Annotated in this window: 12 protein-coding genes; 1 reads left to right on the top strand and 11 read right to left on the bottom strand. The window is 67.4% G+C overall.

Features of this window, described 5'->3' with window-relative positions; all coding sequences use genetic code 11:
- Nucleotides 1–34: 34 nt before the first annotated feature.
- The 9 genes from AVT10_RS11320 to AVT10_RS11280 form a co-directional block, all read right to left on the bottom strand.
- Nucleotides 35–3,415 (bottom strand): glycoside hydrolase family 2, encoded by a 3,381-nt coding sequence (locus AVT10_RS11320; RefSeq protein ID WP_066691235.1) that lies wholly within the window; start codon nucleotides 3,413–3,415, stop codon nucleotides 35–37.
- Nucleotides 3,412–4,713, bottom strand: a complete 1,302-nt coding sequence (locus tag AVT10_RS11315; RefSeq protein WP_066691231.1) for a sugar porter family MFS transporter — start codon at nucleotides 4,711–4,713, stop codon at nucleotides 3,412–3,414. Before AVT10_RS11315 ends, AVT10_RS11320 begins: the two co-directional genes overlap by 4 nt.
- Nucleotides 4,710–6,212, bottom strand: coding sequence for a tryptophan halogenase family protein (locus tag AVT10_RS11310; protein ID WP_066691228.1), 1,503 nt, complete (start codon nucleotides 6,210–6,212; stop codon nucleotides 4,710–4,712). The genes AVT10_RS11315 and AVT10_RS11310 overlap by 4 nt, the downstream gene beginning before the upstream one ends.
- 233 nt (nucleotides 6,213–6,445) lie before the next feature.
- The gene (locus AVT10_RS11305) at nucleotides 6,446–9,532 is read right to left on the bottom strand and encodes a TonB-dependent receptor (RefSeq protein ID WP_066691225.1); all 3,087 of its coding nucleotides are present in this window, start codon (nucleotides 9,530–9,532) and stop codon (nucleotides 6,446–6,448) included.
- A gap of 142 nt (nucleotides 9,533–9,674) precedes the next feature.
- The gene (locus tag AVT10_RS11300; protein WP_066691223.1) at nucleotides 9,675–11,243 is read right to left on the bottom strand and encodes an alpha-L-arabinofuranosidase C-terminal domain-containing protein; all 1,569 of its coding nucleotides are present in this window, start codon (nucleotides 11,241–11,243) and stop codon (nucleotides 9,675–9,677) included.
- 87 nt (nucleotides 11,244–11,330) lie between these two features.
- A complete protein-coding gene (locus tag AVT10_RS11295; protein WP_066691221.1) occupies nucleotides 11,331–13,718 on the bottom strand; it encodes a membrane-bound PQQ-dependent dehydrogenase, glucose/quinate/shikimate family in 2,388 nt (795 codons plus the stop codon).
- Nucleotides 13,719–13,770: 52 nt separating this feature from the next.
- Nucleotides 13,771–14,082, bottom strand: coding sequence for a hypothetical protein (locus AVT10_RS11290; RefSeq protein WP_066691219.1), 312 nt, complete (start codon nucleotides 14,080–14,082; stop codon nucleotides 13,771–13,773).
- Nucleotides 14,079–16,526 carry a cytochrome c oxidase subunit I gene (gene ctaD, locus AVT10_RS11285; protein ID WP_066691217.1) on the bottom strand — a complete coding sequence of 816 codons (2,448 nt, stop codon included), beginning with the start codon at nucleotides 16,524–16,526 and terminating at the stop codon, nucleotides 14,079–14,081. Before ctaD ends, AVT10_RS11290 begins: the two co-directional genes overlap by 4 nt.
- Nucleotides 16,523–17,173, bottom strand: coding sequence for a cytochrome c oxidase subunit II (locus AVT10_RS11280; protein WP_066691215.1), 651 nt, complete (start codon nucleotides 17,171–17,173; stop codon nucleotides 16,523–16,525). Before AVT10_RS11280 ends, ctaD begins: the two co-directional genes overlap by 4 nt.
- A 39-nt stretch (nucleotides 17,174–17,212) precedes the next feature.
- Between AVT10_RS11280 and AVT10_RS11275 the strand changes: the two genes are divergently transcribed.
- Nucleotides 17,213–17,737, top strand: a complete 525-nt coding sequence (locus AVT10_RS11275) for a DUF2231 domain-containing protein (protein ID WP_066691213.1) — start codon at nucleotides 17,213–17,215, stop codon at nucleotides 17,735–17,737.
- On the opposite strand, the gene AVT10_RS11270 is transcribed toward AVT10_RS11275, so the two are convergent.
- Together AVT10_RS11270 and AVT10_RS11265 are read right to left on the bottom strand one after the other, a co-directional pair.
- Nucleotides 17,707–18,198: a CopD family protein gene (locus AVT10_RS11270; RefSeq protein WP_066691210.1), complete on the bottom strand. Its 492-nt coding sequence runs from the start codon at nucleotides 18,196–18,198 to the stop codon at nucleotides 17,707–17,709. The two genes, AVT10_RS11275 and AVT10_RS11270, sit on opposite strands and share 31 nt — an antisense overlap.
- A partial coding sequence (locus tag AVT10_RS11265) for a cytochrome c oxidase assembly protein (RefSeq protein WP_198158568.1) occupies nucleotides 18,195–18,454 on the bottom strand: 260 nt, incomplete at its 5' end. The genes AVT10_RS11270 and AVT10_RS11265, both read right to left, overlap by 4 nt.

Genomic DNA, 18,454 nt, shown 5'->3' with positions numbered 1-18,454 from the left:
CACCGATACGAAGCGACCGCCTACACCTTGCCCATCACGGCTTCAGCGTCGAATTGGCGAGGTTCCAGCCACGCAGCGATACCATCGGTGCCGCCGCTTGCGTCGCCGGATAGCGGATGGTGACGTCGCGGTGTTCGCCGGGGAGGAGGGAGATATAGTTGTCGCTGTAGAAGGCGGGGAGAATGCGGGCGCCGCTCGGCCCGGTCAGGGTCAGTTTGACGTTGAGTGCGGGCACGGCTCCATCGTTCGACAGCGTGACGGCGACCATGCGGTCGGCACCATCGACTACCGGCGCGGCCATGCGGGTCGTGAGCTTCGCCGGGGCGAGGCCGTTGAGCGCCTGGTAGGATGCGGCATCGCGTCCGCGCCAGTAGAAATTGTCGGAGACCTGCCGACCGGCGGCGTCGGTGAGCGTCAGGCGGACCAGCACCATCGGATGCGCCGCATATAGCCCGTCGAGCGGAACGACGGCCAGCGTGGTTGCGCGGTTGGCGAGCGCGTCGACCCGGTCGGTCCGGGTGAACAGTTCGGCATTGTCCAGCCCGACCACGCGCACGCGGGCGGTCAAGCCCTTCGCATCCGTCTGCGTCGTGTTCAGCACGACCAGTTCGTTGCCCGGCAGGTTCAGCTGGACATGGAGCGGTTCGGCGGCCTTCTTCGCGCCGTAATAGGCCGCGTGGGTGTCATAGTCCCACGAATAGATCTGCCACGCATTGGACGGCCACGCCGGGTGGGTCATCCACAGCAGCCGGCCGCTATTCTTGGTCCACAGATGCCCCAGGAAACCTTCGTACATCGCCTTGTGCGTTTCGAGGTTCATCATCTGCGCCTTGCGTTCGAAATCGGCGAAGTCCTTGCCCGGTCCGAACATCGTCGCCAGCGTCTGCATGAACGTCTTGGTGTCGCCGTTCCCGCCGAAATGCCAGTCGTGATAGGCGAGCACATCGCCCAGCGGCCAGCGGTCGCCGGCGGGGACGTAGGATGCGATCGATTCGGCGGTCGACAGCGACGGCGTGCCGGTTTCGACCGAAAAGCCGGTGGCGAGATCGGTGAAATAGCCGACCGGCGGGCGGTAGTTGTACGGCCCCGACCCCTGCAAATTCACGACGTTCGACGATCCGGTGAACCAGCGCGTGCCGTCGAGCTGGAACACGGCATCGTCCAGCCCCTCGTTCAGCGCCGGATAGGGGACGCCCTCGTTGCGGCCGAACCACAGGATGATCGACGGGTGGTTGCGATAGCGTGCGATGGTGTCGCGGGCGTTGGCGAGGAACAGCGACGCATCGTCGGGTTCGATCTGGAAATTCTGGGTCGATTGCCAGAAATCGTTCAGGACCATCATGCCGTTTTCGTCGGCGAGGTCGTAGAACTCCTCCTCGGTATTCGTCCCCATCCAGTTGCGGATGACGTTCATGTGCGCCTCGCGCTGGAGGCGGAAGAAGGGGGCGAGCCAGGCATAGCTGACCCGCTTCATCGCATCGTCCATGCCCCAGTTGCCGCCGCGCGCGGCGATCCGCACGCCGTTGACGCGGATGGTCAGGTGCGGCTCGGGTAGCGTTTCGGCGATGGTCGTCACGGCGCGTGACGTCTCGCCCGCCGCGGTCAGCGATTCCGCCCATCCGGTCGGGGTCTGCTTGATCGCACCATGGCGGACGTCGATCAGCTTCTGCCCGGCAAGGCCGCCATCGGTCGTCTGGACATTGACCCGGCGCAGCGCGCCCTTCGCATCGAACAGCGACAGGTCGTAGCTGACCTCGCGGATGCCGAAGCGTCCCGCCTTGCGGTCCGACACGCCGTTCGCGTCGCTGACCTGATAAGTCGCGTGATAGAGATGCGGGTCGCCATAGCCGTTGGGCCACCAGAGTTTGGGATTGGCGACGCGCAGCGCGGGGAAGTCGGCGGGGGTGAAGCGGACGTCGCTGCGGCCGGGCGGGGCGGTAACCTGCCTTTCGACCGTCACCCCTTCGAACGCGACCTTGACCGTGACGGGGGCGGCGGGGCCGCTATTGTCGATCGGGACGGTGATGTGCACGTCGGCGCGGTCGGTGCGGGGCAGCGGCAGGTCGGTGACGACCTGCGGGTCGAGGATGCGGACCGCGCCATGCGCCAGCAGCTCGACCGGACGCCACAGCCCGGTATTGCGGTCGCGGATGCCCGGAATCCAGTCCCACCCCTCGGTCGCGACGAAGGTCGGGCCGTCGATCGCCAGCTGTCCGCCATTTTCGCCGACGCCACCCGCGACCGATTGTTCGTGCGGAATGCCGGGATGGGGCGGCGGCGATACGCGGACCGCGATCACATTCTCGCCGGCGACCGGCACGAAATCGAACTGGCCACGGATGAACGCGCCGCGCGTCGTGCCGAGCGCGGCTCCGTTCGCCCAGATTTCGGCGGCATAGTTGATCCCGCCGAACACGATGGTCAGCTTCTTGCCCGCGGCGTCCGCCGGCACGGTGAAGCGCGTGCGATACCAGTAATCCTGCCGCGCCAGCTTTTCGGGAATCTTCAGATTGTTCAGGCCGTAATAGGGATCGGGATAGACCCCGCGATCGACCAGCGTCTGCAGCACGGTGCCGGGTACGGTTGCGGCATGCCAGCTTCCCTTCGGGTTTCCCGGCCGCGACAGCGCTGCGCCGTCGCCCGCGACATCGGGCGCGGCGGCCAGTTGCCAGCCGTTGATCTGCCATCGGCCGGCGGCCAGCGGCTGGACCACCGGCGCGCCCGGCAGCGGCTTTGCCGCCGGTGCGCTATAGGCATCGCCCTTGCTCTGCGGCAGGGTCCACGCGTCCTGCTGCTGCGTCAGCCCGATATTGGCCTGTTTCTGGAACGGCCAGGTGACGCCGACCTCCCACAACTGGACATTGGCGAAGTCGGGACGCGGAAGGGCGGCGATGTCAGCCGCCGCCAGCGCGCGGTCGTGCAGCGTCACCCCGACCAGCGTACCGCCGAAATGGGGCCGACCGGGTATCGCGCGGGCGATATGCAGCGTTTCCTGCGTCGCGGCCGACGGGGCCACGCCGGTCGCGACGCGGCGGCCATCGACATAGATGGCGGCGCGGCGGCCGTCCGAACTGACGGCGACCTGCGTCCAGCGTCCGGGCGTGATGGCAGGGCCGGCAAGGGTCGCATCGCCATCGCGCAGCGCAAGACGCCCGTCGTCGAGCGATAACACGCGCCCGTCGCCGATCGCGACCAGCGGGACGGTGCCGTTCTGTCGGGCGTCGGCCTTGATCCACAGGGTCATGGCGTAGGGGGCGCTGGCCGCAGTCACCGGACCGGTGACGGGACGTTCGATGCCGATCCCGCCGGTCAGGAAGCTGGCGTTATAGGGACCGCCGTTCGCGGGCACCTGTGCCGCGGCGATGCCGCCCCATCCCGCACCGGCCAGCAGCGCTGCCAGAATGCCCAGTTTCATGCGGAAATCCTCTTTGTCAGTTCGGCGCTGATCGCTTCGAGATCGCGGCCACGGGTTTCGGGGAACAGACGCCAGACCAGCAGCGCCTGCAGCAGCATCGCGGCGGCAAAGCCCCAGAAGGGCAAGGCCCGGTCCCACTGCGCAACCAGCGGAAAGGCGAAGGACAGGACGGCATTGGCGACCCAATGGGTCGCGCTGCCGATCGCCTGCCCCCGCGCGCGCACGTCGGTCGGGAAAATCTCGCTGAGATAGACCCAGATGACCGCGCCCTGCGACATGGCGAAGGCGGCGATGAACAGGATCAGCAGCGGCAGCAGCAGGGCGGGCGAGGCCAGTCCCATATAGACCAGCGCGACGCCGCCCAGGGCGATCGCGGTGACGATGCCGCCGCCGATCAGCAGCGGACGCCGCCCGAAGCGATCGATCACGCCCATGCCGATCACGGTCGCGATCAGGTTGGCGACGCCGATCGCGATCGCCTGCACATCGCCCGACACGCCGGTAAAGCCCGCCGCCGCGAAAATGTCGTTCAGGTAATAGAGGATCGCGTTGATGCCCGACAGCTGGTTGAACAGCCCGATGGCGATGGCGAGCAGGATCGGCATGCGATGCGCGCGCCAGTGGAGCCGGCCGGTGCCGCCGCCCTCCGCTGCCGGGATCGCATCCAGCCCGAGCCGGGCAGCGGCATCGGCGGCCTCGTCGCTGCGTCCGCGCGCCGACAACCAGCGCGGGCTTTGCGGCAGGCCGGTCAGCAGGATCAGGAACAGCGCCGCCGGCACCGCCGCGACGCCCAGTTTCCAGCGCCACGCGATATCGGCGGCGACTGCCTGCGCGACCAGATAGTTGCTGAGATAGGCGACCAGGATGCCGGCGACGATGTTGAACTGGAACAGGCCGACCAGCAGCCCGCGCCGCTTCGCCGAACTGATCTCGGCGATATAGACCGGGACCAGGACCGACGATGCACCGATGGCGAGGCCGCCCAGCACGCGAAAGGCGATGAAGCCGGTCAGCGTGGTGGCGATGGCACAGCCGACCGCCGACACGACATAGAGCAGCCCGATGACGCGGAGTACGGCAAGGCTGCCCCAGCGGTCGCCCGGTGCGCCGCTGAACAGCGCGCCGACCAGCGTTCCCCACAGCGCGGCGGAGACGGCGAGGCCGAGGCCCGCTTCGGACAGGGCATATTGGCTGCGCAGGGCATCGGTGACGCCGGAGATGACGGCGGTGTCGAACCCGAACAACAGCCCGCCGAGGCTCATCGCGATGACGGCGCGGGTGTGGGTCGCGCCGCTCATGCGCCTGCCACCCGGGCGAGGAACGCACCATGCGGTTCGGCATGGGACAGGGTCCGCGCGATCGCGGCGCGCATCCGCCCGAAGCTTTCGAGCAGGGCGTCTTCGCCGATCGCGTCGGCCAGCGGCGAATGCCGGTCGGGCAGGTCGCCGAACCCGGCATAGAGGCTCAGCCAGCTGGGGTCCTGGAATGTATCCCATTCGTTGCGCACGAATTCTCCTCCCGAACGCCATGCGTCCAGCTTGATCTGCAAGGGGGCGGGCGGTTCGACCGCGCGGATGGCCTGCCAGAACGGCTCGTCGCGGCCGTTGGCGAGATAATGGAGGAACAGGAAGTCGCGCAGCCGTTCGAATTCCAGCACCGATTGCCGGTTATAGGTGGCGGCGAGGCGGGGATCGCAGTCGCGGTCGGGGAACAGTGCGACGAAGCGTTCCAGGCCCGATTGGATCAGCGAGATGCTGGTCGATTCCAGCGGCTCGAGGAAGCCCGAGGCGAGGCCCAGGCCTACGACATTGCCGCTCCAGAAGCGTGCGCGGTGCCCGGTGACGAAGCGCAGGCGGTTGGGATCGGCGAGCGGGGCTCCTTCGAGCGTCGCGAGCAGCGCGTCCTCCGCATCGGCATCGGACTGGAAGCTGCTGCAATAGACGCTGCCATTGCCGATACGGTGGCGCAGCGGGATACGCCATTGCCACCCGGCCTTGCGCGCGGTCGCGACGGTATAGGGCGTCGGATCGCCCGGCGCGGCGCGGCACGGGATCGCCACCGCACGGTCGCATGGCAGCCAGTGGCGCCAGTCGACATAGGGCACGCCCAGTGCCTCGCCCAGCAACAGGCTGCGGAACCCCGACGCGTCGATCCACAGGTCGCCGGCGATCGTGCGCCCATCTTCCAGCGTCACCTGCGTCACAAGGCCGCGCGGCTGGTCGGTCGCGACCGATACGATCCGCCCGTCGACATGCGCGACCCGGTTGGCAAGCGCGAGGCGGCGCAGCAGCGCGGCAAAGGCGGCGGCATCGAAATGCAGCGCGAAGTTGAACACGCCGATATCGTTGGCCGGCCGGTCGACCGGCGGCAGGAACAGGCCGTTGCGGGCCAGTTGGGTGGCGAGGCAATAGTCGGCGAGCGGTCCGGCCTTGCCCAGCGCGTTCAGTCGCAGCCAGTATTGGTGGAAGGCGACGCCCTCCGCCCCGACGCCATACAGGCCGAAGGGGTGGAAGAAGCGGTGGCCTTCGCCGCCCCAGCCGTCGAAGCGGATGCCGTATTTGATCGTGCCGCCGGTTTCGCGCAGCACATCGGCCTCGCCCAGCTCGATCGCCGACAGGAAGTCGCGGATCGCCGGGACGGTCGCCTCGCCGACGCCGACGGTACCGATCGCCGCGCTGTCGACGACGGTGATCGACAGGTTCAGATGGGCGAGCCGCCGCGCCAGATAGGTCGCCGCCATCCACCCCGCCGTCCCACCACCGACGATGACGATCGATCGAACCGGTTCGTGCGGCATCTGTCCCCCCCGTGTCGCTTGTGTCGTTCGTATCGCCTACTACCGTACCCCCGCGCAGGCGGGGTACGGCCACATTTTGCAAACATTCTGCCCCAGTCGTCACCCCAGCGCAGGCTGGGGTCTCCATGGGGCGGGTGCTGCGGTCCCCTCGCAGAGACCCCGGCCTGCGCTGCGGTGACGAAATGGCCAAGCAGGTGGCGACATGTCGGCAACCCGCCACGTCGCCACGCGGCTCAGAACTTCGCCCGCACGCCGGCGATGAAGCGGCGTTCGTAGATGTTCTCGTTGAACACCTGATCCTGCCAGGTCAGGTAGTAGCGTTCGGTCTCCGCGGTCAGGTTCGATGCCTGGCCGTAGATGCTGAAATGCGGCGTGATGTCGTAGGAGATCGACGCGTCGAGATAGTTGGTCGGTTCCTGATACTGGGCCAGCCCCTGAATGCCACCATAGTTGGACGAGGCGAGCCGCTTCGAGCGGAAGTTGTACGCGACGCGCGCCTGCAACCCGTACTTCTCGAACCAGAGGGCGGCGTTGACCTGATGCTTGCTGTTGTCCTGGAACGGCATCTTGTTGCCGGCGAGGTCGATCTGTCCGGCATCGCCCAGCGACAGCGTGTAGTTCGCGTCGACGCCGAAGCCGCCGAGGAAGCCGCCCACGCCGTAATCGGCGAGCGACTGGCGGGCCGATGCCTCGATGCCCTTCAGCGTACCGCCTTCGCCCTGCGCCAGCGTGTTGGTGACGACCGGGCGACGGATCACGCCGTCATTGTCGGGGATGTCGTTGCGCAGTTCGGTGGTGGTGGTGATGAAGCTGTCGACCGCGATGTAGAAGGCGCCGACCGCGACCAGGCTGGAGCGGCCGGTATAATATTCGAGGCTCGCTTCGGCATTGGTCGCGCGCCACGGGTTGAGGTTCGGGTTGCCGCGCGAATCCGCCGTCCGCGCCTCGAACCGGGCCGGATTGACCTGGGTATTGATCGCATAGTTGACGTTCAGGCCACCGCCCCATTGCAGGAAGTCGAGCACCGTCATCGTCTTGGAGAAGGCGGCCCGGGCGCGCAGCTTGTCGGTTACGTCGAACGCGACGTTGAAGGCGGGCAGGAAGTCGGTGAACTCCCGCTCAGTCGTCACGTCGCCGGCATCGACCCCCGACACGCCATAGGGCTGCGGCGCGCCGACGATGTTCTGGCGGACGTTCAGCCGGGTATTGACGACCTGAAGCCCGCCATTCGCCCGGAACGGCATGCCGAACAGCTCGCCCTCGCCCGAAACCTGGCCATAGCCCGAGATCTGGCGGACGTTGACGGTGAACGAGTCCGCCGGATTGACCAGATTCTGGCTGCCGGGATAGAATTTGTTCTGCCACGCCTCGCTGTCGTCCATCGCGTGCGGGTCGAGCACGTAGAGCGCCGGTGCGCCGGCGGCGGGCAGGGCATATTGCTTGACCAGTCCGGCGAAGACCGGATCGTTCGCCTGCCGGGTATAGCCCGCGGTATAGGCGTTGCCCTGCGCATCGAGCACGGCGCACTTGTTGTCGTTCAGGTTGACGTCGAACGCCTTCCACTTGACGAGGCATCCGCCCGCCGGGTTGGCGGCATTGTCGGTGTTGCCGGCATAGAAGGGCGAGACGCGGTCAAAGGTGAACTGGTCGACATTGCGTTCGCCATAGCGGCCACCGAACGACAGCTTCACACCGTTATCGGCGGTATATTCGCCATCGGCGCGCAGCGCCCACAGATCGCCTTCCTGATACACATTGCCTTCGGACGAGATCGTCTTCAGCCCGTAGCGCGAAGGATCGGACACCTGCGACAGGAAGGCCGGCGAGAAGCCGAACACCGGCGCGCCGCTGGAATAATCGACGGTCGCGGTCTGGCTGTAGATCTGGAAGCCGGTCGGGTTGAACCGACGGTCGCCGCCGAGCGAGGCGGGATAGTTGCCGACGCCGTTATAGGCCCATTGGCTGCCGTTGGTCAGGTTGAACTGGGTATAGGACTGGTCGCGGCGGCGCGACGCCTTGCCATAGATGCCGCGGATCGTACCCTTGAACTGGTCGCTCGGCTGCCAGTCGAGCTGAAGATTATAGTTCTGCGATTCGCTCTTGGTGCGGAAGGTTTCCGAATAGCTGTCAAAGTTGGGCAGGCTGTAGGTATATTGCTGCACCGTGTTGACGTTGTAGCCGCCGACGACCGCGCCGGTATCGCGCGACTTGGTCGGCAGGAACGGCGACGACAGCCAGTCGACGTTGGAAAACTGGAAACCGGCGGTGCGGTCATATTGCGTCTGCCGCGTGTAGAAGCCGTCGGCGGTCAGTTTGAGCGCATCGTTGATCTCGAACTGGAGCGAGGCGTTGGCGCCGAAGCGTTCGCGGTTGGTGATGCGGTTCCACGCGGTGTGTGACTGCGGCGTGATGAACGCGTCATTGGCATCGCCGTCGCCGTTCACGTCATAGCCGATGATCGCGCCCTGCGCATTGCGCACCGGCGTGCCGCGGCTGACGCCGTTGTTGCCGACCGCGAACGCGCCCGGGTTGGTCGCGCTACCGCCTTCGTTGTTCAGCGCGACGCCGTAATCCTGCACGCCGCGGAAGCTGTTGCCGAGCGTCAGGTCGCTATAGGCGGCCGACACCAGCACGCCGAAGCGATCGCCATGATAGGCGATCAGGCCGTTGGCCGACGGGCTCCAATTCTTGGTCTCGTCGCCATATTGCCCTTCGGCGGCCGCCGACAGCGTCAGCCCGCTCTTCAAATCCATCGGCCGACGCGTAAGCAGGTCGACCGTGCCGGACAGGCCCGCCTGTTGCAGCGACGCGGTCGGCGACTTGAACACCGTCGCGCCGGAGAAAAGCTGCGAGGGAATGTCGGTGAAGTTCGGCTGGACCGTCGTCACCGAATTGGCGCCGAGGAACTGTTCGCCGTTCATCAACGTGGTGACCTGCGGCAGGCCGCGGATGTTGACCGCGCCGCCTTCACCCGCCTCGCGGCGGATCTGTACGCCCGGAATGCGTTGCAGCGAATCCGAGATGGTGACGTCGGGGAGCTTGCCGATATCCTGCGCGCTGATCGCTTCGACCACGCTGGCGGCGTTGCGCTTGATTTCGACCGAGCGGGCCTGCGATGCACGGATGCCGGTCACGACGATCTCGTCGCCGGTGGCATCGACCTGTTCGGGGGCGGCGACCGCATCGGCGGGGGTGGTCGGCGCGGCGGGGGTGTTGCCGACCCCGGTTTGCGCCCAGGCGCCGCCCGATGCTGCCAGACCAAAAACCGATACTGCACCCAGCAATACCGAACGAACTACCGTCGACGAGTCGTAGCGCATCGGACCTCCCCAATGTTTCGTCAGGCGATCCGTTCGCCGCCTGATTCGATTAATTAAATTGATTATTCTTTTTGCGCCGCGATCTGTCAACCGGGGAGGTCATTCGGAAGGATGAATATTCGCGACGCATCTGCCCGGCCGGTCAGCGGCGGAAGTGCAGCACCGTGATCGAGTGGGCCGGGAAACTGTAGTGGTCGGGGATGGTGCCCAGCGTGCGGGACCGTTCCGCCACGACATTCTCCTCCGGCCGGTCGAGCGTATTGGCGCTGCGCGGCGAAGGGGCCGACAGTTCGTGCAGATCGACCCGGCGATAACCGGCCGGTCGCGCGATGCGGGTTGCGACCGCCCGGTCGGGATGCCGGTTGACGACGAACACGCTGATCGTGCCACCGGCATCGTCGATCGTCGCGGCGGTGTCGAGCGAGCGCTGCTGTTCCGCGCCGGGCAGCGCGAGCACCGGCGAGGGCAGGGTCGCCGACAGCCGGTGGCTGCCACAGAAGCGACGATAGAGCGCCATGACGAACCAGATGGTCTGCGCGATCGATCCGGTCGCATTGGTCAGGATCGGCGCCAGCACGTTCACCGTCTGTGCCCAGGTCGCCATGCCGATGATGTCGGCATTGCGGATCATGACGTTGTACAGCGTCGCCGTCGCCAGCGCGTGATTCCAGTCGTACCGGGTTTCCATGTTGTAGACGCCGCCGCCGGCATCTTCCCATATGCCGATTTCATCGAGCGCGATCATCATCGGCGCCGCGCGGGGCGGGAAGCGATACCATTTGTTGAATTCGGTCACCCGCGGCGGGGCGAGGCGGGCGATCTGGTCCCGGATCGTGCCGATCGTCGCCTCGGTATCGTCGGCGCTCTTGATGAGCGACAGTGGCACGCCGCCCTGCGTCTTGGGATAGAGATGGAGCGCGAGATAGTCGGCAACGGGGTGCAGCTCGTGGACGACCCGTTCGTTCCACGCCTGTCCGCCGCCCGCCGCGATCAGCTTGATCGACGGGTCCTGCAATTTCATCAGCTTGGCATAATACCATGCCTCCCGCACATAGTCGGCCGGGTCCTGCAACCGGCCGGCATCGGGTTCGGCGTCCTCTTCGTTGCCCAGCCCCCAATATTTCACGGCATGCGGCGCGTCGAAGCCGTTGCGGCGACGCAAATCGGCATAATGGGTCCTGCCGGTGCCGTTGCAATATTCGACCCAGTTCGACGCTTCCTCGGCGGTGCCGACACCCATGCTGACGGTGATGAACGGTTCGGCCTTGAGTTCGCGGGCGTAGCGAATGAATTCGTCGGTGCCGAAATGATTGTCCTCGACCCCGCCCCAGATCAGGTTGGGGCGGACACGACGCGTCGCCCGCGGGCCGATCCCGTCCTCCCAATGGTAGATTTTCGTTACCGTACCGCCGGGAAAGCGCAGGATCGTCGGTTGCAGTCCCAGCACCTTGGCCAGCACGTCACGCCGGAAGCCGTTGGCGTCGGAGAGCGGCGATCCCTCCTCGAAGATGCCGCCGGTAATCGAACGGCCGAGAAATTCGATGAACTGCCCGAAGATCAGCGGCGAGATCGGCGCCCGCCGCCCGGCGGTATCAATTTCGAGCGTGCCGACGCTCGTCCCGCCGACTTGCGCCCGTGCCAGCCGCGGAAGGCCGGTCGTCGCCACGATCGCCGATCCCGCCTTCAATATGTCGCGCCTGGCCCACATCATCGCCGCATCCCTCCGTTGCTGTCCGCCGCCCCATAGCAAGGACTGCGGATTTGTCAGAGTATTTTGCGACGAAGCGCGCTACGTCAATTACTTAGCCGGCGGGGTGGGCAGCGCATAGACCGTCAGGGCATCTCCCAGCTTCGTCTCGAACCGGGCGTGACCGGTCGCGCCGATCGCGACATATTGGCGACCGCGATGCATATAGGTCATCGCCGAGGACTGGCCGCCGGCGGGCAGTCGCGCCGACCATAGCAACCGCCCGGTGGTGGTTTCGAACGCGCGCAGATAATGGTCCTGCGCGGCGGCGATGAAGGTAAGGCCCCCGGCGGTCGTTACTGCGCCGCCCAGGTTCGGCGTACCGATGACGATGCGCAACTGCGACGGAATGCCCAGCGGCCCGGTATCGCGGCCGGTTCCCAGCGGTTGCGACCAGAGCAGCCGACCGCTGCGCAGGTCGGTCGCGGCGATATAGCCCCAGGGCGGCGCGATGCAGGGCACGCCCAGCGGCGACAGCCACATCGGCCGGTCGACGCCATAGGGTGCGCCCTTCTGCGGGGCGACCGCCTGGTCGGGGCGACGTCCGCCATCGCCGATCGCCGGATCGGCGACATCGGCGCGGGGGATCAGCTGGACACGGTTGGGCAGGCGGCTGTGGTTGCTGATGATGACGCCGCGCGCGGGGTCGAGTGCGATTCCGCCCCAGTTCATGCCGCCGACGGTGCCGGGGAACAGCAAGGTCCCTAGGCCCTTGCCGGTCGGCGGGGTGTAGATGCCGTCATAGCGCATGCGGTGGAACTGGATCCGGCACAGCGCGGCGTCGAGCGGGGTCAGGCCCCAGCTATGACGCGCATCGATGCGTTCGGGATCGCGTTCCGGACGCCCCGACAGATTGGGATATGCTACCGATTGCGGTTGTACCGGCGACAGCCGGTCGCCCGGCATGCCGTCGGTCGGGACCGGGCGATAGTCGACCGGCGTGACCGGGCGACCGGTGCGGGCATCTAGGACGAACAGCGACCCGGTCTTCGTTGCCTGGATCACCACCGGCCGTGCCGCGCCGCCCACCGGGAGCGTCGTCAGCACCGGCTGTGCGCCCGAATCATAGTCGAAACGGTCCCGCTCGACGGTGCGGAATGCCCAGCGGGTCGCCCCGGTCGCCAGGTCGACCGCGACGACCGCGCTGCTGAAACGGTCGTCCTCCGGATCGCGATTGCCGCCCCAATGGTCGTTGCCGGCATTGCCGGTCGCCAGCAGCACCAGCCCGAGCCCGGCATCGCCCGAGATGACGTTCCAGACGTTCGGCGTCCCCTTGGGCCAGGTCTGGTCCGCGTCGAGCGGGGCTCGGGCGTCGCTGCGCTTCGCGTCCCACGCCCAGCGCAGCGCACCGGTGGTGGCGTCATAGGCGCGCACGACGCCGGACGGCGCGTCGCGGCGCTGGTTGTCGCTCACCTGCTGCCCGACGACGACCATGTCGCCGATGACCGATGGGCCGGAATTGCTCGACGCATGGCCGGGTTCCTTGAGGCCCATGCCGGCGGTCAGGTCGACCGTGCCGTCGCGCCCGAAGCCCGGGCAGCGCCGCCCGGTCCGTGCGTCCAGCGCGATCAGCCGGCCATCGGCGACTGCGACGAAGATGCGGCGGGCGCAGATTGCTGCGCCCTCGCCTGGTGCCGCATGATAACCAACGGTGCGGCATGCGACCGAGAAGGCGGATTCGAGCGTGCGCGGCGCGATGGTCGGCACGAACCGCCATTTCTCGCGCCCGGTCGCCGGGTCCAGTGCGAAGACACGGTTGCGTGGCGAGCATAGAAAGAGGGTGTCGTCGGCCTTGAGCGGGGTGTTCTGCGCCGAGAAGAAGACGCGTCCGTCCTGTTCGGGCAGGTCGCCGGTGTGGAACCGCCATGCTTCGCGCAGGGAGCCGACATTGGCCGGCGTGATCTGCGTCGCCGGGGAATAGCGCGTGCCGGCATTGGTGCCGCCGAAGGCGGTCCAGTCGGTGTCGGCTGGGCCGGGGGCAACCGCGACGGCGGTTCGCGCGGTTCCGGGACGCTCCCAGAAGAAGGCGAGGGTGGCGGCAATGGTCAGCAACAGGCCGACCGCGCCGATCGCGACGGTGCGCAACGGGCGGGTGCCGAGGGGTATCAGCCCGACGACGGCGGACGCCAGTACCAGCGCGCCGAGCAGGCCGACCCGACCGGCAAGGTCGAAGCCCCAGGACTCCATCCACCCCTTGCCCGCGATCTCGACCAGCGACCACAGCAAGGTGACGAGCAGCGCGACCCCACCGGCCACGACCGCCGTTGCCGGACGGCCGCGCCATGCGACGACGGCGCCTGCGACCAGCAGCAGGCCGGTGACGAGATAATAGGCGGTGCCCCCCAGCGTCACGAGCCACAGTCCCAGCGCCGTCATCGCTGCGCCGAGCAGGCCGGTAAGGGTCTGTAGCCCCAGGAACAGGATGCGGGGAGCGTTCATGCGGCCAACTCCCGGGAGGTGCAGCGCAAGGCGGCGGAGGTATCGTCGCGCATCACAGACACGCCGGCACGACGGCGATCGGGGCGAAGGTAATGAGCGTCGCGGCGAACCCGACCCACCCGAGCGCGGCTGCCGCACGATCGAGGCTGGTCGCGCGGAACCGCCGCAGCCACAGCGCGATCCCCGCCGTCGCGGCGAGCGAGAATGCCCAGCCGGCCAGCAGGACGGCGCGATGGACGCTCATACCGCCGACGCCGGCTCCCGCCCACCCGCCGGAGCAGCCGAGACCATGCAGGGCGTAGATCAGGCAGAAGGCCACGGCCCATCCGATCAGGCCCGCCGAAAGGCGCAGCAGCACGATCATGCGAGCCACCCCGGCAGCACGAGCAGGATCGCGACGAGGACGCCGACCCCGGCGGCATGATCGCTCCACAGCCGGACGATCCGCGCCTCGCCGCCACGCGTCGCCGAATGAAAGCCGCTGCGCGCCCGCGCCACCAGGAACCCACCCATGATCGCGGCCAGCGCGGCGTGGAAGACCGCATAGGCTACGAGCATCGCGCTGACCGCGGCATAGGCATGGGTGGTGGGGCCGGGGGCTCCGGTCAGCAGCCAGCCCAGCGCCGCCACGATCGCGACCTGCCCGCCCAGCAGCAGCGGATGGTTCCCCCCGCGCCCGCCAAGGCCCGCCGCGACCGCGCCAACGACCGCGACCAGCGGCACCAGCAGCGATGGTTCGATCAGCCGGGGCGGGGGCCAGTTGGGCGCGATGGTCCACAGAAAGGCATAGCCGAACAGCAACGACGCGAAGAGCGTCGCGCTGGCGCACAGTGCGAAGATGCTGCCCCACCAGCCGGTCGTGCGCGCGGCCTCGAAGCTGGTCGGCAGCGACAGGCCGTCACCGACCGCGACCGTCCCCACGTCGCGGCGGATGCCGTTGCTCCACGCCCAGCGCCAGCCGAGCCAGACCACGCCCAGCAGGAACACCGGCGCGACGATATAGACCCCGGCCAGCATCGCGAGGAAGAAGCCGCCCAGCATCGCGGCGGTGCCGATCGGCAGCCAGCTATTGCCCGGCAGGATCGTGACATGGTCGGGCGCGCCGGTGGTCATGTCCACCGCCAGCGTCTCGCGCCAGCCGTGGCGCGGCGTCGCCAGCAGCCCCCGGCCGCGCGCGAGCGACACGCCCAGATCGGGATCGTCGGCCAGCGGATCGCGGGTCGCCACCGTCGGCAGGCTGGCGAAGTTGTACGCCGTCGACGGGATCGGCATCGCCCATTCCAGCGTCGTCGCCCCCCAAGGGTTGCGGCGATGGATCCGCCCCAGCCAGATCTGCAGCACGACGTCGATCAGGAACAGCGCAAAGCCGAACGCCTGCAGGAAGCCGCCGACCGACGACAACAGGTTCAGCCATGTCCAGCCCATCCCCTCGGGATAGGTATCGATCCGCCGCGGCATCCCCAGCAATCCGGTCAGGTGCATCATGAAGAAGGTGAGGTTGAACCCGATGAAGATCAGCCAGAACGCCGCTTCCCCGATCCGCATCACCCGTTCGCGCCCGGTGATGTGCGGCAGCCAGTAATAGGCGGCGGCCAGCATCGGGAACACGAACCCGCCGACCAGCACGTAATGGAGATGCGCGGTGACGAAGGCGGTGTCGTGCGCCTGCGCGTCGAACGGCACCATCGCCAGCATGACGCCGGTCAGCCCGCCGATCACGAACACGATGAAGAAGCCGATCAGGTAGAGCATCGGCAGCTTCATTTCCGGCCGCCCCTGCCACAACGTCCCCAGCCACGCGAACACCTGCACCGCGGTCGGCACCGCGACCAGCGCGGAGGCGGCCGAAAAGAAGCCGAGCGCCATGTGCGGGATGCCGGTGGTGAACATGTGGTGCACCCACAGCCCGAAGCTGAGGAACGCCAGCGCCATGATCGCCGCGACGATCGCGCCGTGCCCGAGCAGCCGGGTACGCGCCATCACCGGCAGGATGGTCGATACCGCGCCGGCGGCGGGCAGGAAGATGATGTAGACCTCCGGATGGCCGAACAGCCAGAATAGATGCTGCCACAGCAGCGGCGATCCGCCGAGTTCGGGTGCATAGAAGGGCCAGCCGAACGCCCGCTCGACCTCCAGCAGGATCGACCCCAGGATCAGCGGCGGAAAGCCGAAGACCATCATCCCCGCCGTCCCCAGCAGATACCAGGCGAAGATCGGCATCCGGTCGAGCCGCATGCCCGCCGCGCGCAGTTTCAGGATCGACACGGTGATCTCGATCGCGGCGCACATCGCCGAGATTTCGACGAAGGTGATGCCGAGCAGCCAGACGTCGGAATTGATACCCGGCGTATAGGCCTTGCCCGACAGCGGGGGATACAGGAACCAGCCCGCATTGGGCGCGACCCCGGCCAGCATCGCGACGATGATGATCGTGCCGCCGAACAGGTAGCACCACCAGCCGAGCGAGGAGAGGCGCGGAAACGCCAGGTCGCGGCTGCCGAGCATCTTGGGCAGCAGATACATCGTCAGCCCTTCGAACATCGGGATGGCGAACAGGAACATCATGATGCTGCCATGCATCGTGAACAGCTGGTTATAGACCTCCGGCCCGACAAAGGCGCTGCGCGGCGTGGCGAGCTGTGCGCGGATCAGCATCGCCAGCACACCGCCGATCGCGAAGAAGACGAAGGCCGCGACGATGAACCGCTTGCCGATATCGCTATGGTTGACCGATCGGAAATGACCGCGCCAGCCCGGCTCCGTGCGCCAGATCGCGGTCAGTTCGCGGTGCAGTTTCAGCGCGCTCATCGTTCCCCTCCCGTGAACGCGGCCCATCCCGCCGCGTCATGCGCGACGACGGTGAAGCCATGGTCCTTGTGCCCGACCCCGCAATATTCGGCGCATTTGCCGCGATAGATGCCCGGCGCATCGGCGATCACCCGCAACCGGTTGGTATGGCCGGGGATCGCATCCATCTTTCCGGCCAGCCGCGGGATCCACAGGCTATGGATCACATCGGTCGAGGTGATGACGAGGTCTGCGGGCCGTCCGGCCGGGATGTGCAGCACGTTCTGCGTGGCGATGCCGCCCGGATGGACGACGTCCCACGCATATTGCCGCGCCGCCACGCGTATCTCGACCGCCGCCGCATCGGCCGTCGGCAGCGTGCCGATGCCGACGCTGAGCGCATAGCCGACCAGCGAGAGCAGCACGACGCCGGGCATGGCAAGGCCCAGCACGCCGATCCACAACCGCCCCGATGCCGCGCGGCGCTCGGCACTCCGGCGGCGGAACGCGAGCGCGAGGAGCACGAAAACCAGCCCGGCAAGGAGCGTCGATCCGCCCAGCATCACCCACCACATCGTCGCGACCGAACGGGCATGGGGACCGGCCGGATCGATCGTCGACAATTCGCCCGTGCAACCGGACAGCGCGACGAGCGTTGTCGCGCACATGCCGGCGCGGCCCGCCCCGGCCCGGAGAATAGCTGCCCCATGTCGACCGATTCCGCGCACACCGACACGGCCGAAACCCGGCTGGTCGATCCCATCGAGCAAAAGGAAGCGTTTCATCGCACCGAATCCAAGATCGCGGTGGCGGGCCATCCCATCCACGCCATGCTGGTCGCCTTTCCCATCGCGCTGACCACCTGCACGCTGGGCGCCGACCTGTTGTACTGGTGGACCGGCGACACTTTCTGGGCGCGCGCCGCTTTGTGGGCGTCGGGCGCCGGGTTTCTGTTCGGCGTGCTCGCCGGCATCGCGGGGACGGTCGAGCTGTTGCTGGTGCCCGGCATCCGTGCGCGTTCGGCCAGCTGGACGCATTTCATCATCGCGGTCATGCTGTTGTCGATCCTCGGCGCGAACTGGGGCCTGCGGCTGACCGGATATGAACAGGCGGTGCTGCCCTACGGGCTGCTCCTCTCGCTCTTCGCGGTCGCCTTTACGGGCTTCACCGGGTGGCACGGCGGCAAGCTGGTGTTCGAGTATCAAATCGGTGTCTCTTCGACAGGAAGCTGACGGTTCTGCGGTGACTTGAGCCAGGCCGGCGCGATGTCCGGCACGACCGGCTTGGCGAGCACCAGCAAGAGGACGACGGTCATCGTCAGGATGCTGGCGACGACCAGGGGCACGGCCGATGGCGGCGCATATTCCCCGCGCCGCTCGCTCATCAGCAGCACGACATGGCCGACAAAGGCATGAAGGCACACGAGCAGGCCGACCGCGACGAGCTTGGCGAACATCCACGGTTCGAACACGCCGCGCAGATAGATCAGCGCGGTGCCCGCCGCGATCGCCACGACCGCCGCCGGGGTGACGATCATCGTATAGCTGTCATGCGTCAGCAGTCGCAGCCGGGCATAGGTCGTCTGCGCCTCGTCGCGGCTATGTTTGGCGAGCACCAGCGGCAGCGCGATCAACCCGGCGCACCACAGGATCAACGCGGCGATGTGCAGCGCCTTGACGATGCTCAGGATCATGCCGCCACCATTCGGCGCCACGACGACCGCATCACCAGCGCCCCGATGACGGCATAGGGGATCAGGCCGAGCACCCACATCGCCAGACCGGCCAGCTGCTGATCGGCCAGCGGCCCGATGCCGAACGGCACCGTCGTCGACAGGTGCGTGGCATACAGGGGCCGCGCGACGAAGGTCAGGATCGCACCCAGCATCCCCATCTGTGCCGCGCCCACGCCGATCAGGGCGAGTGCCAGTGGCGGGGCGGCGTGGCGCA

The organism is Sphingomonas hankookensis (genome assembly GCF_001619955.1).
Lineage (GTDB): Bacteria > Pseudomonadota > Alphaproteobacteria > Sphingomonadales > Sphingomonadaceae > Sphingomonas > Sphingomonas hankookensis_A.
The sequence above is the reverse complement of the archived record's forward strand: the minus strand, read 5'-3'. Positions and strand labels throughout refer to the sequence as shown.